This window comes from Rheinheimera sp. KL1, from assembly GCF_001275035.1.
In the GTDB taxonomy this organism is placed as follows: Bacteria; Pseudomonadota; Gammaproteobacteria; order Enterobacterales; family Alteromonadaceae; genus Pararheinheimera; species Pararheinheimera tangshanensis.
Window position 1 is genome coordinate 288,734 of the sequence record NZ_LAMX01000021.1, and the last position, 17,468, is coordinate 306,201.

A 17,468-nucleotide genomic window follows, 5' to 3' on the forward strand; every position below is an offset into this window, starting at 1 on the left:
TAGTGGGGTGAAACCGATGTTCGTTGATCTGATGACTAATTATCTTTATCTGCTGCGGTATATAGTTGTTGTGCTGATGCTGCTTCTTTTGGTGTTTGCTCTGGATGATGCCTTTATTGACTTGTACTACTGGACCAGGTATTGGCGGCGTTACTTTCGTTTTTACCGAAAAACAAAGAAGTTTGATGAACAGGAACTGTTTCATTTAAGAGAACATCCGATAGCCATTATGGTACCGGCCTGGCAAGAGGTTGGAGTCGTAGGCAAGATGGCTGAATTTGCAGCGGCCGAGCTGGACTATGAAAATTATCAGATTTTTGTAGGTACTTATCCTAACGATCCTGCGACTCAGGCAGATGTAGATGCAGCATGTGCCCGCTTTCCTCATGTGCACAAGGTAGTTTGTGCGCGGCCCGGCCCCACGAGCAAGGCGGATTGCCTGAACAATATTATTACCTCCATTCTGGATTTTGAGCGCCGTACTCAAGTGAAGTTCGCAGGTTTTGTTTTACACGACGCGGAAGACGTGGTGTCAGCGATGGAATTGCGGCTGTTTAATTATCTGTTGCCAAAAAAAGATTTGATCCAACTGCCTGTTTATCCCTTTGTAAAAGGTCCGTTAGCTTTTACTTGTGGGCATTATCTGGATGAATTCTCTGAAAGCCACGGTAAAGATGTAGTCGTGCGAGAATCTATGGTAGGTCAGGTCCCCAGTGCTGGTGTAGGAACCTGTTTTAGTCGTCGCGCTATCATTAAATTATCGCAGGAAGGCGACGGTTTACCTTTTGATGTACAGTCTCTAACAGAAGACTACGACATTGGTTTTCGCCTCAAACATTGGGGAATGGAAGAGATCTTTGTTCGTTTCCCTGTCACGGATAACCTGTTGGCACGTCACGCTGAGAAAAGCCGCAGTCGCAGTAAAAGTGATGGTAATGTTGTTTGTGTACGTGAATATTTTCCTGAAACTTTTCAGACAGCAGTCAGACAAAAAAGCCGTTGGATTATAGGTATTGTGTTTCAGGGCTTTAAAACTCACCGCTGGACCAAGGACTGGCGCTTGAATTATTTTTTGTGGCGCGACCGAAAAGGTGTGATTAGCTATTTTGTCAGCTTTATTTCCACTTTGATTTTTGGCCAGTTATGTCTGTTCTGGTTATACGACCAACTGGTCGCAGATGGCTATCACTTTCTATCTATTTTCGTTGATGACCCTCTGGTTCAAATATTAATCAGCCTGAATTTTCTATTTTTTATTAACCGCTTATTTCAGCGGATGGTATTTGTTCGTCGTTACTATGGCGTAGGTCAAGCGTTGCTGTCTGTACCCCGTCAATTGTGGGGCAATGTGATTAACTTTTTTGCCAACGTGCGCGCCTGGAGACAAGTCTTGCAACACGGCGATCCACGCCGGGTTGCTTGGGATAAAACGTCTCACGAGTACCCAAGTATCAGTGAAGGCCGTGCAAATCGATCCATAGGTTCGATATTGGTTGCACAAGGTGTGTTGTCGCAACGGCAACTGGATTTTAGTTTGGAACAGCAACAAAAAGGTGAGCGTTTAGGGCAGTCACTGCTTAGGTTAGGCCTACTGACGCCGGCACAACTGGGACAGGCTGTAGCGGAGCAGCTGAGGCTGCCTTACAGGGAGACCGATCCCTTTTCCATAGATGTAAAACTTATTCACAGTTTACCTGATCGTCTGGCGCTGAAATATATGGTATTGCCTGTGCAGTTACAGGATGGAGTGTTGACACTGATCCGCGAGAGTCAGTTGTCTCCTGTCGCATTGTCGCAAATTGAACGTCAGACAGGTTTTAAAGTACGGTTATGCATTTGTGCCTATGGCGTGGTTAGTTTAGGCGTGCGGCATTGGTATAGGCAGGAGAAGGAGCTCAACCCGGAGCAGTATCTACAACAGTGCTTACAGCAAGGTGTCATCACTGAATCTGATGTACAGACCTTGCGACAAAATTATCTCGCCAGTCAGTTGTCTTTTGGTGACGCTTTAGTTCAGGCCGCCTTATTGGAACCTGCTGTGGTCAATCAGGTATTGATTAGTTTTGATCACCAAAGCGGTATGCGCCTAGGCGAGTTTTTGCTCAACGAGGGCATAGTCACAGCAGAGCACCTGGCACAAGTAGTCAAGCTGCAGCGGCAACGGCGAAAAACTATACAGCAGTTGGTGCAGGAATTAGCTCCTGAATTTGTCTATCAGCCTCAGGAGGCTGCGGTTTGAAACTGATATGTATTTTATTGCTGTTGATTCCGACAGCCTGCGTGACTGCGGAGCCTATGACGGATTATCAAAAATTCCGTACTTATCCTTATGTCGAAAAAGCTTACCGCATGCAGAAAAAAAATGATCTGGCAGGGGCTATAGTAGAAATCAATAAAGCACTTACTCTGGTGCCAGCTCAGTCTGAGTTGCTGCTGTTGTTGTTTCGGTATCAGGTTGAAGCTAAAGCTCTCGCTGCTGCGACATCGACACTGCAACGGATCCCTCAGTCAGAGCAACCAGGCCTATTTCCACTTTTACTTGAGCTGCAATTACAACAACAGTCTTTGCCAGACTTACCTCATGTGGATGCGCTCTGGCCTTTACTCAATGCACAGGATCAACTGGCAACAGCAAGGCTAGTCAGCACCCGGCTGATTGCATTGAGGCAACATCAGCAAGCTTATCAGTGGTTGGCAACAAAAAGACAGCTTCCTTCCGAGGTGCTGAAACTAAAAGCTGCCATAGCGGAATCGCTGCGCCTGACAGATCAGGTTATTCATGACTTATCCTCGTTAGATGCGGCTGAGTTGTCCGAAGAGGACAAAACCAGATTTGTCATGGCGTTGCTACAACGAGGGCAAGCGGATAGAGCCTTTGTGTTAATTAAATCACGGCCTAAATCTGCAGCGGCGCTGACCTATTATCGCCAACTTCTGCAGCAGCAACTTGCTAGACAGGATTGGGTTGCGGCGGGGAATAGCTTTGAATTTATAGAAACTCATCATCAGTTAACAGGGGATGAACTTCAGCAAAAGATGCAGTGGGCTGTGATACGAAAAAACTGGCAACTTGCTTTTACTATCGCAGGACAACTGCAATTAAGCTGCTGGAATCTCATTGATTTGTATATGCAAGCTGGCAAAGAACCGCAGGCTAAGGCGTTATTTTTGCAATGCCCCTCCACTGATAATCCGGATAGTTGGCTGGTGTATGCTGAAAAATGGTTGAGTGCTGATGAAATCAGTCAGCAGTCTCTATCTACTGGGCACTTACAGGCTCAACAGCGGCGCCTTATCGCACAGAAACGTCTGGCCGCGGGACAATATCAGATGGTGCTGCAACAGTTACTGGATGACCCAAAACAGTCTGCTCAGTACGAGCTGGTATTAGCAAACGCTCTGGCTTTACCGGCGGGGCCTTTAAAAACGCAATCCATGCAAAAGCTATATCAGTATAGAGCCAGCATGTCGACACTGGACGAGCTGAGTTACCAGTACATTTTGGCTGGTGAGCCAGGCAAGGCTCTAAACATTCTTGTAAAAGCTCTGCCTTTTGATAAACCAACTCAACAAAAAAAACTATTGCCAGAGCGGTTGTTGGAGCTGTTAAAGCAACAGGATCCTGTGGATACGACCGTGCTGGAAAAAACAGACAGCTGGACTGTGTTGGCCACAGAGCGGGCTGAACTCTGGCGTTTAAGTGGGCGTTGCGATAAAACGCTGGCTATTTTATTGGGTAAAGCCAGTGTTGCATCGGACTGGCGCAGTCTAGCTTTATGTCAGCAAGCACAAGATCCGGAGTTTGCTTTGTTATACTGGCAAAAAGCTCATCGGTTGCAAGGGCAAGACAAAGATATGCTGAATATTGCCTATCTGCAGCAGAGATTAGGTGAACCTGCGGCAGCATTGTCCTCTTTTATTTCTGTAGCTAGCTCTGTGTTATCTGATCAAGATAAACAAAACATCGCACAGCTTGCACTTAACCTTGATGAATTGGAAGCGGGCGAACACTATCTGGTCTCGTCCTCTGCCGATCAGACGGATTGGTATTTGCAGGCGGCCGCTTTGAGGCGCAAACAACAGCGCTATGAAGCTGCTTTGGCATATCTGAATAAAATAGTCCGGACAAACAAAGAGCAGTGGATCAGTTTACATCTGCAAAAAGCCTGGATTTACCAGACGATTCAGAACTTTCTCGCGGCTGAGCAAGCTTGGTACGCTGCTCTTGCCAAAGCTCCTGAGCAGGCTGAATTGCATGCTGGCTATGGCTATCTGCTGGTTGGTATGAAACGTAATAAAGAAGCCTTAGCACATCTGCGTTATGCGGCACAACAACCCCAGTATACTGCGGATGTGGCTATAGCCGCTCAGGTGGCTTACCTATCTGCACAAGAGCAGGATGTTGAAGATACTCTGTCTTGGTTGAGGCAGTCGATTGACCGTCAGTATCAGACTGAAAAACAAAATACTCTCAGTACAACAGAGTTGTATCGATTAAAAAGGTATCATCAGAACATTGCGAAAAACTGGCAGTTAACCGCCAGTACAGCGCTCCGTCACGGCGCCAGTCTGACTGTGCTGAGCAATGTTGCACAGCAGACTAGTGCTGTGGATCCGGTACGTAACGAAGCCTCAGTCAGGCTGGAACATTTTACCGATACCTTAAAGCGTGACCTGAGTTTATATTTGCAAGTATCAGCGAATGGCAGCACTGAAAAGTATTACCGCAACTTGGGTCAGGAATTTGGTGTGGCCTATAAACCTTTGACAGAGACTAATTTATGGTTAAGTACAGCCTTACAGCAATATCCTCTGGGAGAAGGGGACTGGCGTGCTTTGGTGCGTGTTACAGGTGATTTTCTGAATCAAGGCAAATGGCAAGCTGAATGGCAGCCTGAGCAGGATCATTGGCGTGAGCGTAAGTTATTTGTTGATGCTGTCTATTGGCCTGTGGATGGTCAAATTCTATTGCAGTCTAAGTTTGAACAGGGCAAGGTGGTTCGTTACGAGGACAGTCTGTTTCAGGTTACGCGGGCTTACCTGTTAAGCCAGTTGGATTACCGTAAACAAAAAGCGCTGGATACCAACCTGAATGCCGAGGGTTGGCAGTGGACTGCAGGACTAGGTCTGCAATCACGTCTTGGTTTGGGTGAGACGCACTATGATGCCTATCGATAAACTGGAGATTAATTTTGAATGGCAGTACCAAATAGCGGGCGATTTAACGGCAGACCAGCACGCCTTATCTTTGCAGCTGTCTTATCAGTACTAAGTTTTAGTGCTATGGAGGTCCGGGCTTATATGGTGTTTTATCAGCCATTATTACGCGATCAAAAAGTCAGTACCGATCAATGGATACAGATCTTAAGCCGGGCACAACAACAAGGCATGACAGAACTTGTGCTGCAATGGGGGCAGCATGGCGATGTGATTTTTTTCGAGCTTCAGGCCATGCTTCTGCATTACTAGCTGCAGTGCAGCACTTACGGATCCCGCTTTGGCTCGGTTTATATGCTGACCCAGACTATTTCAAAAAAACCAATAGCGCTGACAATCAAAAGCAACGTTATTTTAAACAGCAACTGCAATTATCTTTACAGGTACGCCGTCATTGGCTGAATTTGTTGAAACTGCAACCTGAATTTGAGCTCAAAGGTTGGTATTTACCTATGGAGCTGAACGATACGGATTTTAAATCCGCCACCTATCTGGACTGGTTAAGTTCAGAACTTAAAAGCCTGAGTGAAGCGATAGATAAGCCTGTGGCGATCAGTATGTATTTTAATGGTACAGTTCCGGTCAAGCACTGGCTAGGAGCAGCTCGTCAGTTACAAAGCGATGGGTTGCATCTTTGGGTACAAGATGGTGCAGGGGCTGCTCTGGTTCCTGAAGCGAAGCGGCAGCAGTGGTTGCAGCAATTGCCCTGCACTGTAATGCTTATTCGGGAGCAATTTATCCAAAGCTCTACATCTGGGCAAGTTTTTCAGGCCCGCCCATTCACCGAAGCAGAAAAGCAGGCGCAGCCTGAGAGTTGTCATCCGGTGATTTATTTTGAATTACGCTATATGCCAGCAGCAGCCGGTATTTTGCCATTATCGGACGAGGTTTTGCCGGCAAAAACTAAGATAAAGCTTTGAAGCGTTTAAAATAACAGCAAACAACAGCAGTTTTAAAAAAAATACTTGCAAGCAAAGCAGTGGCTGCATAACATAGCGCCCGTTGTCACAACTTAGTTGCAACACAACAATGCGTCCTTAGCTCAGTTGGTTAGAGCACTACCTTGACATGGTAGGGGTCGGTGGTTCGAGTCCACTAGGACGCACCAAATTCCTAAACAAAAACAGCACCTTACGGGTGCTGTTTTTGTTTCTAATTACATTGTTGACTTCACAATACTTCTAGCTTGTTCCTGTTATGTTCTTGCTTTACCTTGGCTTATTTTAAAACTCGCTGACTTATAGCAGGTAGCAGGCCGATTCCTAGGCGTGCCGCAAAACCAGTTACAAGCTTCACTCGCTTTAAAAGGTCAATTCGCGTACACTCCCCAGTCAACGATCAATTCCTGTTGTATTGATCTGACGTCAAATTTGGAGAAGTTGATGACAAAACCACTATGGACTATAGGCCTTGACGTCATAGTTACTGATTCGACGAGCGAATGTTATGGTCAGGTTGGTCATATTGTCCGGATCTCTTCGCCGGGAAACAGTGTTCGTTTATCTGTTGATTTTGAAGGTAACGTATTCGGTTTTGATCAAGACGATATTGAAGTCGCTTTAATCTAGCGTTGAGTGGAGCGAAAACAGCTGTTTATTTGAAAGTCTTTGCCTTTAATCCTGCAGTCCTGCAAGAGCAGATAGCTAGCAGATCATGATTAGTGGACAGTCCGTTTTTACCTGTCCGATAACGTCCTTAATCAGCAACCTGAAGAATATAAGCTTCAGTGACCTGAGCTATATGCTCTTGCATTGTTGCTTTGGCGCCTGGTGCGTCGCGGCGGCTTAAGCACTGATAAATTTTTTCATGCGCCTGAATATTTGGGCCCGCCATCTGGCGGCGCACCTTTTCTGTAAATGCTCTACTTATCTCAGATGACTCCCTTAAGCTCCATAACCATTCCACCATAGACTGCAGCGCACTATTGCGGGTAGCGCTGGCAATTAGCTGATGAAATTTGCCGTCAAAAGCTTCGGCTTCAGCCGTTTTTTGTGCGGCTACCAAAGCTGTCATCTGGTTCAAATAAGCTTTAAGTTTTAATAACTCTTCATTACTGATGCGCTCTGCAGCTAATGCAGCAGCGTCACCCTCCACTAAAAGCCGTGCTTCCATAATCTCCAGAGGACCCGGCGCGTCATCGGTCAAGATAGAGCTTTTTAATGCTGCAGATTTCAGTACATAAACCCCTGAGCCGGGTTTAATTTCCACCAATCCTGATACTTCCAGCGCTATTAAGGCCTCACGCACTGTCTGACGGCTGACGTCGAAATGCTGCGCCAAATCGCGTTCTGCTGGCAGCCGATCGCCTGGATTCAGTTCGCCTTTAGCAATGTTTTGCGCCAGCTTGTCGGCGATTAATAAATATAAGCGGGGGCTATTGGCCTGGCTGCGTTCTGTATTGAGCTTCAGTGGTGAGTCTGTTGTTTGTGTCATGGTGGCTTCAAATTTATTTTGGTCTGTCCAAATTTTGGATGTTGCAAATTGGACAGGCCAAATGTTAGTGTTAATCAATAGGCCTGACCAATTTAATCTGTTAACCCGGACAATTCAAGTCTGAGGGCCGGGCGGCAGTCAAACCGAGCTGATTCTGAGGACGCTTATGAAAATTATTGATGCAAAAGTTATTGTCACCTGCCCGGGCAGGAACTTTGTCACTATTAAAATCACCACAGATCAAGGTTTGTATGGCATAGGGGACGCGACCCTGAATGGTCGTGAGCTGGCTGTTGCGAGCTATTTGCAGGACCACCTGATCCCTTGCCTGATTGGCCGTGATGCCAGTCGTATCGAAGATATCTGGCAGTTTTTTTATCGTGGTGCGTACTGGCGTCGTGGCCCTGTGGGTATGACAGCTATTGCGGCGATAGATGTCGCCTTGTGGGACATTAAAGCCAAAGCCGCCAATATGCCGTTGTATCAGCTGTTGGGTGGCCGCAGCCGCGATGGTGTGATGGTGTATGGCCATGCCAATGGCCGTGATATCGCCGAAACAGTAGCTGAAGTAGGGCGTTATATCGATATGGGCTACAAAGCCATCCGGGCTCAGACCGGTGTGCCGGGTCTTGCCAGCACTTATGGTGTGTCGGGCGATAAAATGTATTACGAACCAGCCGATGGCAATTTGCCCACTGAAAACCTCTGGTCGACCAGTAAGTATTTAAACTCAGTGCCTAAGCTGTTTGAAACGCTGCGTGAGACTTATGGTTTTGAGCATCACTTATTACATGACACCCATCACCGCTTAACGCCTATTGAAGCGGCACAATTAGGTAAGTCGTTAGAGCCCTATAAATTATTCTGGCTGGAAGATGCTGTGCCTGCTGAATTGCAGGAAGGTTTCCGTTTATTCCGTCATCACACCACCACGCCTATAGCTGTAGGTGAGGTGTTTGCTTCTATCCATGACTGCCAACAACTGATCAGTGAACAGCTGATTGACTATATCCGTACCACCATAGTGCATGGTGGTGGTATTACCCATTTACGCCGTATTGCGCATTTAGCTGAGCTGTATCATGTCCGCACTGGTTTCCACGGCGCAACCGATTTAAGCCCTGTCACTATGGGTGCTGCGCTGCACTTTGATACCTGGGTGCCGAACTTTGGTATTCAGGAATATATGCACCATACCCCGGAAACCGATGCTGTGTTCCTGCATGACTATCACTTTGATAACGGCTATCTGAAAATTGGTGAAACACCGGGTCATGGTGTCGATATCGACGAAGCTTTAGCTGCCAAATACCCCTACCAACGTGCTTATCTGCCGGTGAACCGGTTGGAGGATGGCACCATGTTTAACTGGTAGTTTTAATAGGGGACTATTGCCAATAGCTATCAGCCTCAGATTTTGTGCTGTACAAAAAACATACAGTCAAATAGATAGAATAGGTGGATACATTTTGTGATTTTTTAGAGTAGGAGGCATTGCCATATGGCGTTCGGAACGAGCAAACCTATTCAGTCACTCTTTGGCAGAGTGAGTGTGCATGCCTGCAACATGCCAGTTTTGAAAGACAGGAAAATTAAATGGGAGTTGTCGCTACTCATTGCAGAAACTTACTGATCTCTTCCTGACCCAGGCGTTATAATAGTAACAGAGTAAAAAACTGTTCGGTCTTCTTTAAGAGGCTGGTGGTGTCAAGTCGAAGGAGAGGGATATGACCTCTGTATTAAGTTCAGTAGACCAACGAACCAATCTGGTTGGACAAAACCGGCTGGAATTATTGTTATTCAGACTACAAGGCCCACAGTTTTTTGGTATCAATGTGTTTAAAGTGCGTGAGGTTTTACCTTGTCCTGCGCTGAATTCACTGCCCGGCGCTCATCACCATGTGCGTGGGGTGGCCCACGTGCGGGGCGAGCCTATTACGGTGATTGATTTAAGTGCAGCCACGGGTGGAAAACCTTTGGTGGATCTGAAAACGGCTTTTATTCTGGTCACAGAATACAACCGCCATGTGCAGGCCTTTCTGGTCGGCAATGTAGAGCGGATCGTGAACGTGAATTGGTCAGAAATGTTGTCGCCTCCTGCTGGTGTTGGTCGCAGTCATTATATGACGGCTGTTACCCGTATCGAAGGCCGTATGGTGCAGGTAATAGACGTAGAAAAGGTATTCAGTGAAATCTCCCCAATGCAGGAAGAAATCAGCGAATCTGTCAAACAAGCTGCTGAGCAGATTGATTTGAAGGATATCACAGTGCTGGTTGCGGACGACTCTGCTGTGGCCCGTAATCAGGTGCGTCGTGCGCTAGAGTCTATGGGCGTTCATGTTGAACTGGTGAATGACGGTAAACAGGCGCTGGATTGGCTGGTGAATAAAGCCGGGCAGACCGACAACTTAGCGGCACAAGTACCCCTGCTTATCTCTGATATCGAAATGCCGGAAATGGATGGGTACACTCTGACTGCTGAAGTACGACAAAACGACAAGCTCAAAGGCATTCATGTCATTTTACACTCCTCTTTAAGTGGAGTGTTTAATGAAGTGATGATTAAAAAAGTTGGTGCCGATCAGTTTATCGCTAAATTCCATCCGGATGAACTGGCCAGTGCCGTACAAAAATGGCTGCAGCCACAATTGGAGCAGCAGCCAGGTTAGACAGGCCTGATAGCCGGTAAGACTCAGCTCTGGAAATAGCCGAAAAAACAAAGGGGTTCATCTGAACCCCTTTGTTATTTTTTAAGTCGCTTCAACACTCTTAATGCAAATGCCGGTGACCTGTGCTGGTTTTGCCACCACCTTGAGCTTGAGCAGGTGCAAAATCACGGATTTTTATAGAGTCTTTCACGAAAGGCTTCACGCCCAGCTTTTGGTACAAATCAGTCGGCACTATGGCTTTGCCCTGAGTGATCACTAAAGCCAACTTGCGGATATCGCTGATATTTTGGGTTGGATCACCATCCACCAGCAACAAGTCGGCATCAAAACCTACTTTGATCTGACCTTTATGTTGTTCTACGTTGCTGTAACGGGCGCCGTTTAACGTGGCAACTTGTAAAGCTTCCGAAGCCGTCAGGCCAGCTTTGACTAACAGCTCCAGTTCGCCCTGCAAGGTAAAACCGGCCAGCTCGTCTGTGCCTGCGACAACAGGGATCCCAGCTTTGTAAATCATGCCAACAAATTCAATCATTTTGGCGTAGGATTTCGCATAACGCTCTGCAGTGGCTTCATCCGGGATATCCAGTTCAGCCCGGGCGTAGGCGCGCTGAATATCAGGTGGTAAATGAGTAACGATGGCGCGCCATGGTTCACCCACTGTACCATCGGTTTTTTTCAGGAAATCAAAAGTCGCCAGGGTCGGGTCCACAGTCACATTGTGACTTTTCAGTAAGCGGATAAAATCCTGTACTGCTTTGCTTTGCAAATCCAGATCCGCCACTTGTTTGGCCGGAAGATAAAACCGATCTAAGGTTCGGGTGTCAGTGTCTGGTTTCACTAAAAAATTCAACATTAACTGATTAATATGCTGAATTTCATCAAAACCCGCAGCTATGACATCCTCTGCTTTAAGAAACGCGGGCACATGGCCGCTGACGCGCAAGCCGCGGCTATGAGCGTAAGAGACTGTGTCTTTAAGAATGTCTTTTGGAAAAGAGTTGTAAATTTTCAGCTGCGGGTAGCCATGAGCTGCATACCAGTCGATGGCATGTTTGGCTTCAGCGAGATCGTTAATCACAAAACCATTGCGGGCGGAGTAGGCGCTTTCCCCTTCGAGAAAACCCGTTGGCACTATAGTGGGTGCCAGCAGCTGATCGGTATCTATTTCGTCGATCATACTCTGCAAGGTCGCATTGTCATTACCCATATCCCGCAGCGTAGTGACCCCTGCGGCTAAATGCAGCGCTCCTTCCCAGCGTGACAAGTGGCCATGCATATCAAGCAGGCCTGGTAACACAATACGATTGGCTGCATCGATTTCATGCTCGACCGGGCTATGCAGCGAACCTGTTGGCACTATGCTGGTGATTTTGCCACGTAGTAGATAAATGTCGCTTGGCGCACTTAGTTTCAGCGTTTGGCTATCAAAAATACGAGCGTTTCGAACCAGAGTCAGGCCATTGAGCTTTTTCGGTAAGGTCGCCAGCTTTTCAAGAAGCTGTGTTTCAGCCTGTTGTTGGATCTCAAGCATGGCTTTGGCATTCTGCTGCCAGCCTTCCTCTATAAGAGTAAGGTAACCTGGCGCTAAATAAGCAAACAGCCGCGGGTTTTCGCCTTGCGTTGCCCAAACAAAATTCGGTTCAAAACCAACACCCGTCTGGACTAACAATTGGACCTGTTGTTTTTCACCGCCATTGTCGACGATAAGTTCACTAACCACTTCCTGAGTTAAGGTACCGCTGGGTAACAGAGGCAAAGAGTTTTTGCCGCTTTTAGCCAAAGCAGCTACGGCAACAGACGACAGATAAGGTGAGCCATCGACCGGCAGATACAAGGCGTTTTGTTGATAGGTCACCTTTGTCTGCTCTTTGCCTGTGCTCCAACTGGCGCTATTGCCTTGTACTTTAAAGCGTTCGTTAATGACTGAACCAAAGGTGGTGTTGCCTTTGGCCTGATAGTCTGTAATAAAACCATCTTTGTTTAAGCTGATTTTCTCATCCAGCTCAGGTCCGCGGCCGTTGTCTTTAAAGATATACCGGACAGAAATTTCGCCTTCGTCATTCACTTTTACAATCTGCTCGCCGGCTTTTACGCCCTTATCGACCAGAATAGTATAAGAATACTGTTCCTCTGCAAACAGGCCACCACTGCATGCCAACAGAGTTAGCAGACTTAATTCTTTGATTTTCATAAGAGTTCCATGGTTTTGCTTCAACACGTACAGCTTAAAACAAATTGAGCAGGTAAGGCAGTATAAAAATGTAAGCAGAAACATAACCGTAATGGCATTGGGGTGTACAGGTTAAAGTGTGACTTAGCCGTTGGCGGTTCAGTGCATTTTATTTGTTTGTTTTCCGCTGTTTATCTTTTGTTTGCCAGCTATGCTAATAACTAAACAGCATTATTCTGTGTAAGTGTATGTCTATCTGTTGATAGACTGTTGCTAATTTTTAGTTTTTATCGTATTTTTCATTTTGTCGCGATGAAGTCATGATTTTAGTCAAAGTTCAGTCGAGACTTTGCGTTTATACTAGTTGAGTGTGGTTGACAAATAGTGAAGTAAATCTGATGGTTAGTTGGTTAACTTAGCCAGAGAAATGTTTAGGCTGTAAACAGGCCTGTTTGGGCAACATTATTTAAGTGAAGAGGTGTATTGTATGACCAGCTTGATGAATTCCATTGACCAGCGCACTAATATTGTGGGTCAGAACCGCCTCGAACTTTTAATGTTTCGTCTGAACGGTGCTCAGCCTTACGGCATCAATGTGTTCAAAGTACGTGAGGTGATACGTTGTCCTGAGCTTAGTGAGTTGCCAGGAGCAAATCCGAATGTGCGTGGTATAGCGCATTTACGTGGCGTACCTGTAACAGTGATCGATTTAAGTCAGGCTACAGGGGGTAAACCTGTGTCTGATCTAAGCAATGCTTTTATTTTGGTGACTGAATACAACCGCAATACTCAGGGCTTTTTAGTCGGTGGGGTGGACCGTATAGTCAACGTCAACTGGGAACAAATCTTACCTCCACCTCATGGAGCAGGTCGCTCACATTATTTAACTGCTGTGACAGAAGTTGATAATAAGCTGGTACAGATCATTGATGTAGAAAAAGTGTTTTCAGAAATTTCGCCTGTTGATGAAACGGTCAGTGAATCGGTTAAAGAAAAAGCCAAAGATATAGACTTTAAAGATTATACAGTCTTGGTAGCCGATGACTCTGCTGTGGCCCGCAATCAAGTCAAACGTGCGTTATCCACCATAGGTATCCATGTTGAGACTGTGAACGATGGCCGTTTGGCTCTGAACTGGCTCGAAGCCAAAGCGCAAGAGCTGGGTGGTGATATTTCAGCAAAAGTACCTCTTATTATTTCCGATATCGAAATGCCTGAAATGGATGGCTACACCTTAACTGCAGAAGTCAAAGCCAATGAGCATTTGCGTCATGTGCACATTATTCTGCACTCCTCTTTAAGCGGTGTCTTTAACGAAGCCATGGTGAAAAAAGTTGGGGCGGATCAGTTTATTGCTAAGTTTCACCCTGATGAGCTGGTGTCTGCGGTGCAGCAATGGATGAATAGCTAATCACTCACAGGCTTTTTTCTTTACCCAGCTTGGAACCCTGTCTATTATAACAGTCATTAAGTAATGACTGTTATATCATGCAAAACTCCGTCGATTTAATTTTGAAACAGTGGGGCTCACTCATTCAGAGTTGCCGGGCTGAACGCGAAAGTCAGAGCCAGTTCGCCAAACGTCTGGGCGTCGGACGTTCTACCGTCTCTGCATTGGAGAATGGCAGTGCTCAGGTCGCCGTGGGCACCTATCTGCAGGCGATGTTGGTGCTGGGACTGGCTGGCTCTTTCGCCGACTGGTTGAGTCAACAGGATCAGCAACAACGGCAACGTTTCCGGCATTCAGGGCCGAGGCTGGACAATGACTTCTGATCCGCTAAAACCCCAGTTGTTATGTCTTTGTCGAAGCTTTGCAACAGGATGCTGTGATTTGGCCTTAGATTTTAGTTTATCGCGCCATCAGACCAAAAAGAAAATCGCTAAAAACCAGCTATGGTTATCCGGCACTTGCTGAAATTCTGCGACACTACAGTAGTGGTTCGTCGGACAGCGAAGATTTGTATCGACGCATGTTGCTTAATTTGTTGATAGGTAACACGGACGATCATAGCCGCAGCATTTTAGTCAGGCCGGAGTGTCAGCTACGGACATTGAAATGCTAAAAGGCTTGCTCCCAGACTGATTGACCTGCTGCAGTGATGCAGTTTTCTGTTAGAATCGCCTTACTTTAGCTTGAGAGCTATGTTGTCACTCAGGGCTTATGTGTTAACTCAATGGATAGTGAATGATTAATTATTTTCGTATTTTGGGCGTCAAAGCAAACGCCAATGAAGATGAGATTAAAAAAGCCTATAAGCGCTTATCCAATAAATACCACCCGGATAAACTGCTGAATTTAAGCGACGATGAAAAAGAGCAAGCTGCAGAGCAATTACAAAAGGTGAAAGAAGCCTATGATGTATTGTCTGATGCCAAAAAACGCGCGGCTTTTATCAAAGATTTTAATAATGTGATAGTGCCGGACCCAACTGCAGCTATGAAAGAGCTGTGGGATAGTTATTACCCGTCCGTAAAAGGCTAAAACTGATGAGCAAAACATTCGACAAAAACCGTTTAGAAGCGTTAAAAACTGACGCTTACGAAAATATTGAATCCTACAACGATCCGGACACACCAAAAGCGCTGGAAAAATTTACGGCCCAAATCAAAGCTATTTTGCAGGCTGATCCGAAGATGTTGCATTCAGTGCCTGAATATTTGCCGGTCGCGCTTTATGGTCGCGTAAAATTTACCCCTGAGGCTACTCTGAAATGGGCCGCCTGGCTTAATAAAAACACCATGCCAGTCTGGGATGAGTTTAAAACTTCTGTAGCTTTTAATAATGCTGATTTACCGCTGGTCAAAACCATCCGTGAATTTAACGAGGATTTACTGATTGAAAGCTGCGCCGTGCTGTTTATGCTGAATAAACACATCGCAGCAGCGCCAGGTCCACGTGATAACTTTGATGACGAAGATGAAGATTCTGACGAGTCCTCTTATCGTGACGAAGCAGATGATGATTACGAAGGCCGTGACGACGAAGAAGAAGGGTACGATGACCAGTACGATGAAATTACCTTTAACCGGGAAGGTCGCTGATGAATAGTCTGATTGAAATTGCTGTGGCAGAAATTAAAGAACTTGCCATAGTTGAGCCGAAACAGGCCAGTAAAAAGTTTGAGCTGATGGCCAATACCATGTCTGATGCTCAGCTGGTTGAAGTGATTGAAAACATAGATATTGTGACTCTGACTCAAATTAACAGTCAGCATGACATTTCGTTTCCTTCAATTATTTCTGAACTGATGACACCAGAGAAAATCCGCGACATCGTCTGCCAGCAGCCTTTGTACTGGGAAGAGAAAATCAAAAACAATGCGGACGATTTGAAGCAGCATACTTTTGATTTTTTAACTTATCTTATCCGTACTCAGGACAGCGAAACCAAGCAGGCTGAAATTCTCGAAGCTATAGCTGAAGATCCGGCCGGCTTGTTTTATTTGTCTATTCCTTTTATTGAGCTGTACCGCGGCGAAGTGATTGAAGACGAAGACGAAGTGCATGATTTACTGCATGAAGAAGAGCAAGATTTAGAAGAAGCCATCAGCTACACCGAACGCCATCTGAATGAAGAGGTGCATGGTTTAGGTTATGATGACCCACGCAGTTTATTAGCACTGATCCGCCAATTGACACCGCAGGTGGAAGAGGCGATTAAAAATCTGGTGCGTAACGAAAACTCCGGCTGGGAGCACATTATCAATAAGTTCGCAGCTGAGCTGGTGATGCAAGCCAAAGAGAAAAATCAATCCACAGACGAATACGCCGAAGTGGATGATATGTTTAGTTTCCTCGATTAAGCTTTAGACCAGTAAAGGATCAGTTATGCAGTTAGTGGTGCGGGATGCCAATCAGGGACCTTTTTTAACCAAGGTGCTGAATTATGCCAAAGCGGAGCAAAAACTCTCACAAGCGCAGCTGGAGCAGGTCAAAAGCAAAGCTGTGCTGATGAGCCTGAAGTTTGCTGACAAGTTTTACAACAAATACAAAATGCACCTGTTAGAGCAAGCAGCCCACGATATTATTGGTGTGGCGAGTTTGGGCCTGGCAGAGTTGTCTGATCATGATTTAGACAAAGCTCTGGCCTTGCTGGTCAGCCCTGAAGGCATAGTTAAACCTTTCCAAAAAGGCTGGAGCATGTTGTCGCAGGTCAGCCAACAGGTGTCCAACCGTAAATCCTTATACGGTGAGGTGGAAGAGCAGTTGTTGCAGGACATCGCCAGTCCACCAGACATCGAAGAGTGGCAGGGTGTGCAGGTGTATCAGCAGGCGCTGCGCGAATCACGTCGCCGTCAGGCCATCAGTGTGGTGAAACAAACCTATTTCTACCATACGCAGCTGGATCCGTTCGAGCACTTTAACCTGGAAGATATGCTGGCCGAAGTGGTGCTGTATCGCCTTTGCACTAAGGGCGGCAAGGTCAAACAGGATTTAAAACAGCGGTTACGCGATATCGAACTGGCCGAGGAATGGTTTGACGTAACCTTTCTCAAAACTCATACCGAACAGGTGCTTAGTTTATTACCTGCTGGTTTTTCAGAAGTAGTGACTGTGGAGCTGGGGGATAATTTCTATACTGCTCTGGTACGTACTTTGCAATTTGCCAAAGGGTATAAAAAATTACTGGCAGAGAATGCATCGCCAGAACGTCGTGATGCTTATGAGCATAAACAGGGTATGTTGAATCCGCTGTTAGGCTGGCCTCAATACATCGAAATGTAATCCCCGTCGTACTTGAGGCCGCAGCGTCGTTGGCTACGCTCTTTCGCCACAGTCACATAGGACAACTATGCTCCTGGGGTCTCAATCCCTTCTTGCCGCCTTGCTGCAACATCAATTACTTAGGGGATCCCCGTCGTACTTGAGGCTGCAGTTATACATCGGAACGGGCGCAGATAAACCGCGCCCCTTATATGGACTCCCCTGAACTATCAACAGATTTTCTCACACTGGTATAGATGCGCACTTATATACGG

16 protein-coding genes and 1 tRNA gene are annotated in these 17,468 nt (G+C 46.3%); 15 read left to right on the forward strand and 2 right to left on the reverse strand.

The window, feature by feature from the left end:
• Window positions 1–16 precede the first annotated feature (16 nt).
• The 6 genes from WH43_RS12935 (at window position 17) to WH43_RS12960 (ending at window position 6,785) form a co-directional block, all read left to right on the forward strand.
• Window positions 17–2,239: a glycosyl transferase family protein gene (locus tag WH43_RS12935; protein ID WP_053425004.1), complete on the forward strand. Its 2,223-nt coding sequence runs from the start codon at window positions 17–19 to the stop codon at window positions 2,237–2,239.
• Window positions 2,236–5,178, forward strand: coding sequence for an NfrA family protein (locus WH43_RS12940; RefSeq protein WP_053425005.1), 2,943 nt, complete (start codon window positions 2,236–2,238; stop codon window positions 5,176–5,178). Before WH43_RS12935 ends, WH43_RS12940 begins: the two co-directional genes overlap by 4 nt.
• A gap of 18 nt (window positions 5,179–5,196) precedes the next feature.
• Window positions 5,197–5,469 carry an alpha-amylase family protein gene (locus WH43_RS20700; protein WP_286049728.1) on the forward strand — a complete coding sequence of 91 codons (273 nt, stop codon included), beginning with the start codon at window positions 5,197–5,199 and terminating at the stop codon, window positions 5,467–5,469.
• Entirely contained in the window at window positions 5,409–6,137 is a 729-nt protein-coding gene (locus tag WH43_RS12950; protein ID WP_286049729.1) for a DUF4434 domain-containing protein, read from the forward strand. The genes WH43_RS20700 and WH43_RS12950 overlap by 61 nt, the downstream gene beginning before the upstream one ends.
• A 111-nt stretch (window positions 6,138–6,248) precedes the next feature.
• A tRNA-Val gene (locus WH43_RS12955) sits at window positions 6,249–6,325 on the forward strand.
• 274 nt (window positions 6,326–6,599) lie between these two features.
• A complete protein-coding gene (locus WH43_RS12960) occupies window positions 6,600–6,785 on the forward strand; it encodes a hypothetical protein (RefSeq protein WP_053425008.1) in 186 nt (61 codons plus the stop codon).
• 127 nt (window positions 6,786–6,912) lie between these two features.
• On the opposite strand, the gene WH43_RS12965 is transcribed toward WH43_RS12960, so the two are convergent.
• Complete coding sequence (locus WH43_RS12965; protein WP_152342849.1) at window positions 6,913–7,650, reverse strand: FadR/GntR family transcriptional regulator; 738 nt, start codon at window positions 7,648–7,650, stop codon at window positions 6,913–6,915.
• A 166-nt stretch (window positions 7,651–7,816) separates the two neighbouring features.
• Between WH43_RS12965 and manD the strand changes: the two genes are divergently transcribed.
• Entirely contained in the window at window positions 7,817–9,025 is a 1,209-nt protein-coding gene (manD, locus tag WH43_RS12970; protein WP_053425010.1) for a D-mannonate dehydratase ManD, read from the forward strand.
• A 352-nt stretch (window positions 9,026–9,377) separates the two neighbouring features.
• Window positions 9,378–10,319 (forward strand): chemotaxis protein CheV, encoded by a 942-nt coding sequence (locus WH43_RS12975; RefSeq protein WP_053425011.1) that lies wholly within the window; start codon window positions 9,378–9,380, stop codon window positions 10,317–10,319.
• Between the two features lie 100 nt (window positions 10,320–10,419).
• Here the strand turns inward: WH43_RS12975 and WH43_RS12980 are convergent, their stop codons facing one another.
• Window positions 10,420–12,510 (reverse strand): amidohydrolase family protein, encoded by a 2,091-nt coding sequence (locus WH43_RS12980; RefSeq protein WP_053425012.1) that lies wholly within the window; start codon window positions 12,508–12,510, stop codon window positions 10,420–10,422.
• 466 nt (window positions 12,511–12,976) lie between these two features.
• Here WH43_RS12980 and WH43_RS12985 point away from each other — a divergent pair, with 466 nt between their 5' ends.
• The 7 genes from WH43_RS12985 (at window position 12,977) to atcC (ending at window position 17,214) form a co-directional block, all read left to right on the forward strand.
• Window positions 12,977–13,900 (forward strand): chemotaxis protein, encoded by a 924-nt coding sequence (locus tag WH43_RS12985; RefSeq protein ID WP_053425013.1) that lies wholly within the window; start codon window positions 12,977–12,979, stop codon window positions 13,898–13,900.
• A gap of 77 nt (window positions 13,901–13,977) precedes the next feature.
• The gene (locus WH43_RS12990; RefSeq protein ID WP_053425014.1) at window positions 13,978–14,262 is read left to right on the forward strand and encodes a helix-turn-helix domain-containing protein; all 285 of its coding nucleotides are present in this window, start codon (window positions 13,978–13,980) and stop codon (window positions 14,260–14,262) included.
• 86 nt (window positions 14,263–14,348) lie between these two features.
• A complete protein-coding gene (locus tag WH43_RS21100) occupies window positions 14,349–14,552 on the forward strand; it encodes a HipA domain-containing protein (protein WP_353504802.1) in 204 nt (67 codons plus the stop codon).
• A 122-nt stretch (window positions 14,553–14,674) separates the two neighbouring features.
• Window positions 14,675–14,971: a cold adaptation protein ActJcold adaptation protein ActJ gene (gene atcJ, locus WH43_RS12995; RefSeq protein ID WP_053425015.1), complete on the forward strand. Its 297-nt coding sequence runs from the start codon at window positions 14,675–14,677 to the stop codon at window positions 14,969–14,971.
• 5 nt (window positions 14,972–14,976) lie between these two features.
• Complete coding sequence (gene atcA, locus WH43_RS13000; RefSeq protein WP_053425016.1) at window positions 14,977–15,531, forward strand: cold adaptation protein AtcA; 555 nt, start codon at window positions 14,977–14,979, stop codon at window positions 15,529–15,531.
• Window positions 15,531–16,292, forward strand: coding sequence for a cold adaptation protein AtcB (gene atcB, locus WH43_RS13005; RefSeq protein ID WP_053425017.1), 762 nt, complete (start codon window positions 15,531–15,533; stop codon window positions 16,290–16,292). The genes atcA and atcB overlap by 1 nt, the downstream gene beginning before the upstream one ends.
• A 25-nt stretch (window positions 16,293–16,317) precedes the next feature.
• The gene (gene atcC / locus WH43_RS13010) at window positions 16,318–17,214 is read left to right on the forward strand and encodes a cold adaptation protein AtcC (RefSeq protein ID WP_053425018.1); all 897 of its coding nucleotides are present in this window, start codon (window positions 16,318–16,320) and stop codon (window positions 17,212–17,214) included.
• The last annotated feature ends 254 nt before the right edge of the window (window positions 17,215–17,468 follow it).

What these genes read in the sequence shown, in the direction of transcription:
- WH43_RS12935 (WP_053425004.1), top strand. Translation starts at nt 17, where the DNA reads ATGTTCGTTGATCTGATGACTAATTATCTTTATCTGCTGCGGTATATA.
- WH43_RS20700 (WP_286049728.1), top strand. Translation starts at nt 5,197, where the DNA reads ATGGCAGTACCAAATAGCGGGCGATTTAACGGCAGACCAGCACGCCTT.
- WH43_RS12950 (WP_286049729.1), top strand. Translation starts at nt 5,409, where the DNA reads ATGGGGGCAGCATGGCGATGTGATTTTTTTCGAGCTTCAGGCCATGCT.
- WH43_RS12960 (WP_053425008.1), top strand. Translation starts at nt 6,600, where the DNA reads ATGACAAAACCACTATGGACTATAGGCCTTGACGTCATAGTTACTGAT.
- WH43_RS12965 (WP_152342849.1), bottom strand. Translation starts at nt 7,650, where the DNA reads ATGACACAAACAACAGACTCACCACTGAAGCTCAATACAGAACGCAGC.
- manD (WP_053425010.1), top strand. Translation starts at nt 7,817, where the DNA reads ATGAAAATTATTGATGCAAAAGTTATTGTCACCTGCCCGGGCAGGAAC.
- WH43_RS12975 (WP_053425011.1), top strand. Translation starts at nt 9,378, where the DNA reads ATGACCTCTGTATTAAGTTCAGTAGACCAACGAACCAATCTGGTTGGA.
- WH43_RS12980 (WP_053425012.1), bottom strand. Translation starts at nt 12,510, where the DNA reads ATGAAAATCAAAGAATTAAGTCTGCTAACTCTGTTGGCATGCAGTGGT.
- WH43_RS12985 (WP_053425013.1), top strand. Translation starts at nt 12,977, where the DNA reads ATGACCAGCTTGATGAATTCCATTGACCAGCGCACTAATATTGTGGGT.
- WH43_RS12990 (WP_053425014.1), top strand. Translation starts at nt 13,978, where the DNA reads ATGCAAAACTCCGTCGATTTAATTTTGAAACAGTGGGGCTCACTCATT.
- atcJ (WP_053425015.1), top strand. Translation starts at nt 14,675, where the DNA reads ATGATTAATTATTTTCGTATTTTGGGCGTCAAAGCAAACGCCAATGAA.
- atcA (WP_053425016.1), top strand. Translation starts at nt 14,977, where the DNA reads ATGAGCAAAACATTCGACAAAAACCGTTTAGAAGCGTTAAAAACTGAC.
- atcB (WP_053425017.1), top strand. Translation starts at nt 15,531, where the DNA reads ATGAATAGTCTGATTGAAATTGCTGTGGCAGAAATTAAAGAACTTGCC.
- atcC (WP_053425018.1), top strand. Translation starts at nt 16,318, where the DNA reads ATGCAGTTAGTGGTGCGGGATGCCAATCAGGGACCTTTTTTAACCAAG.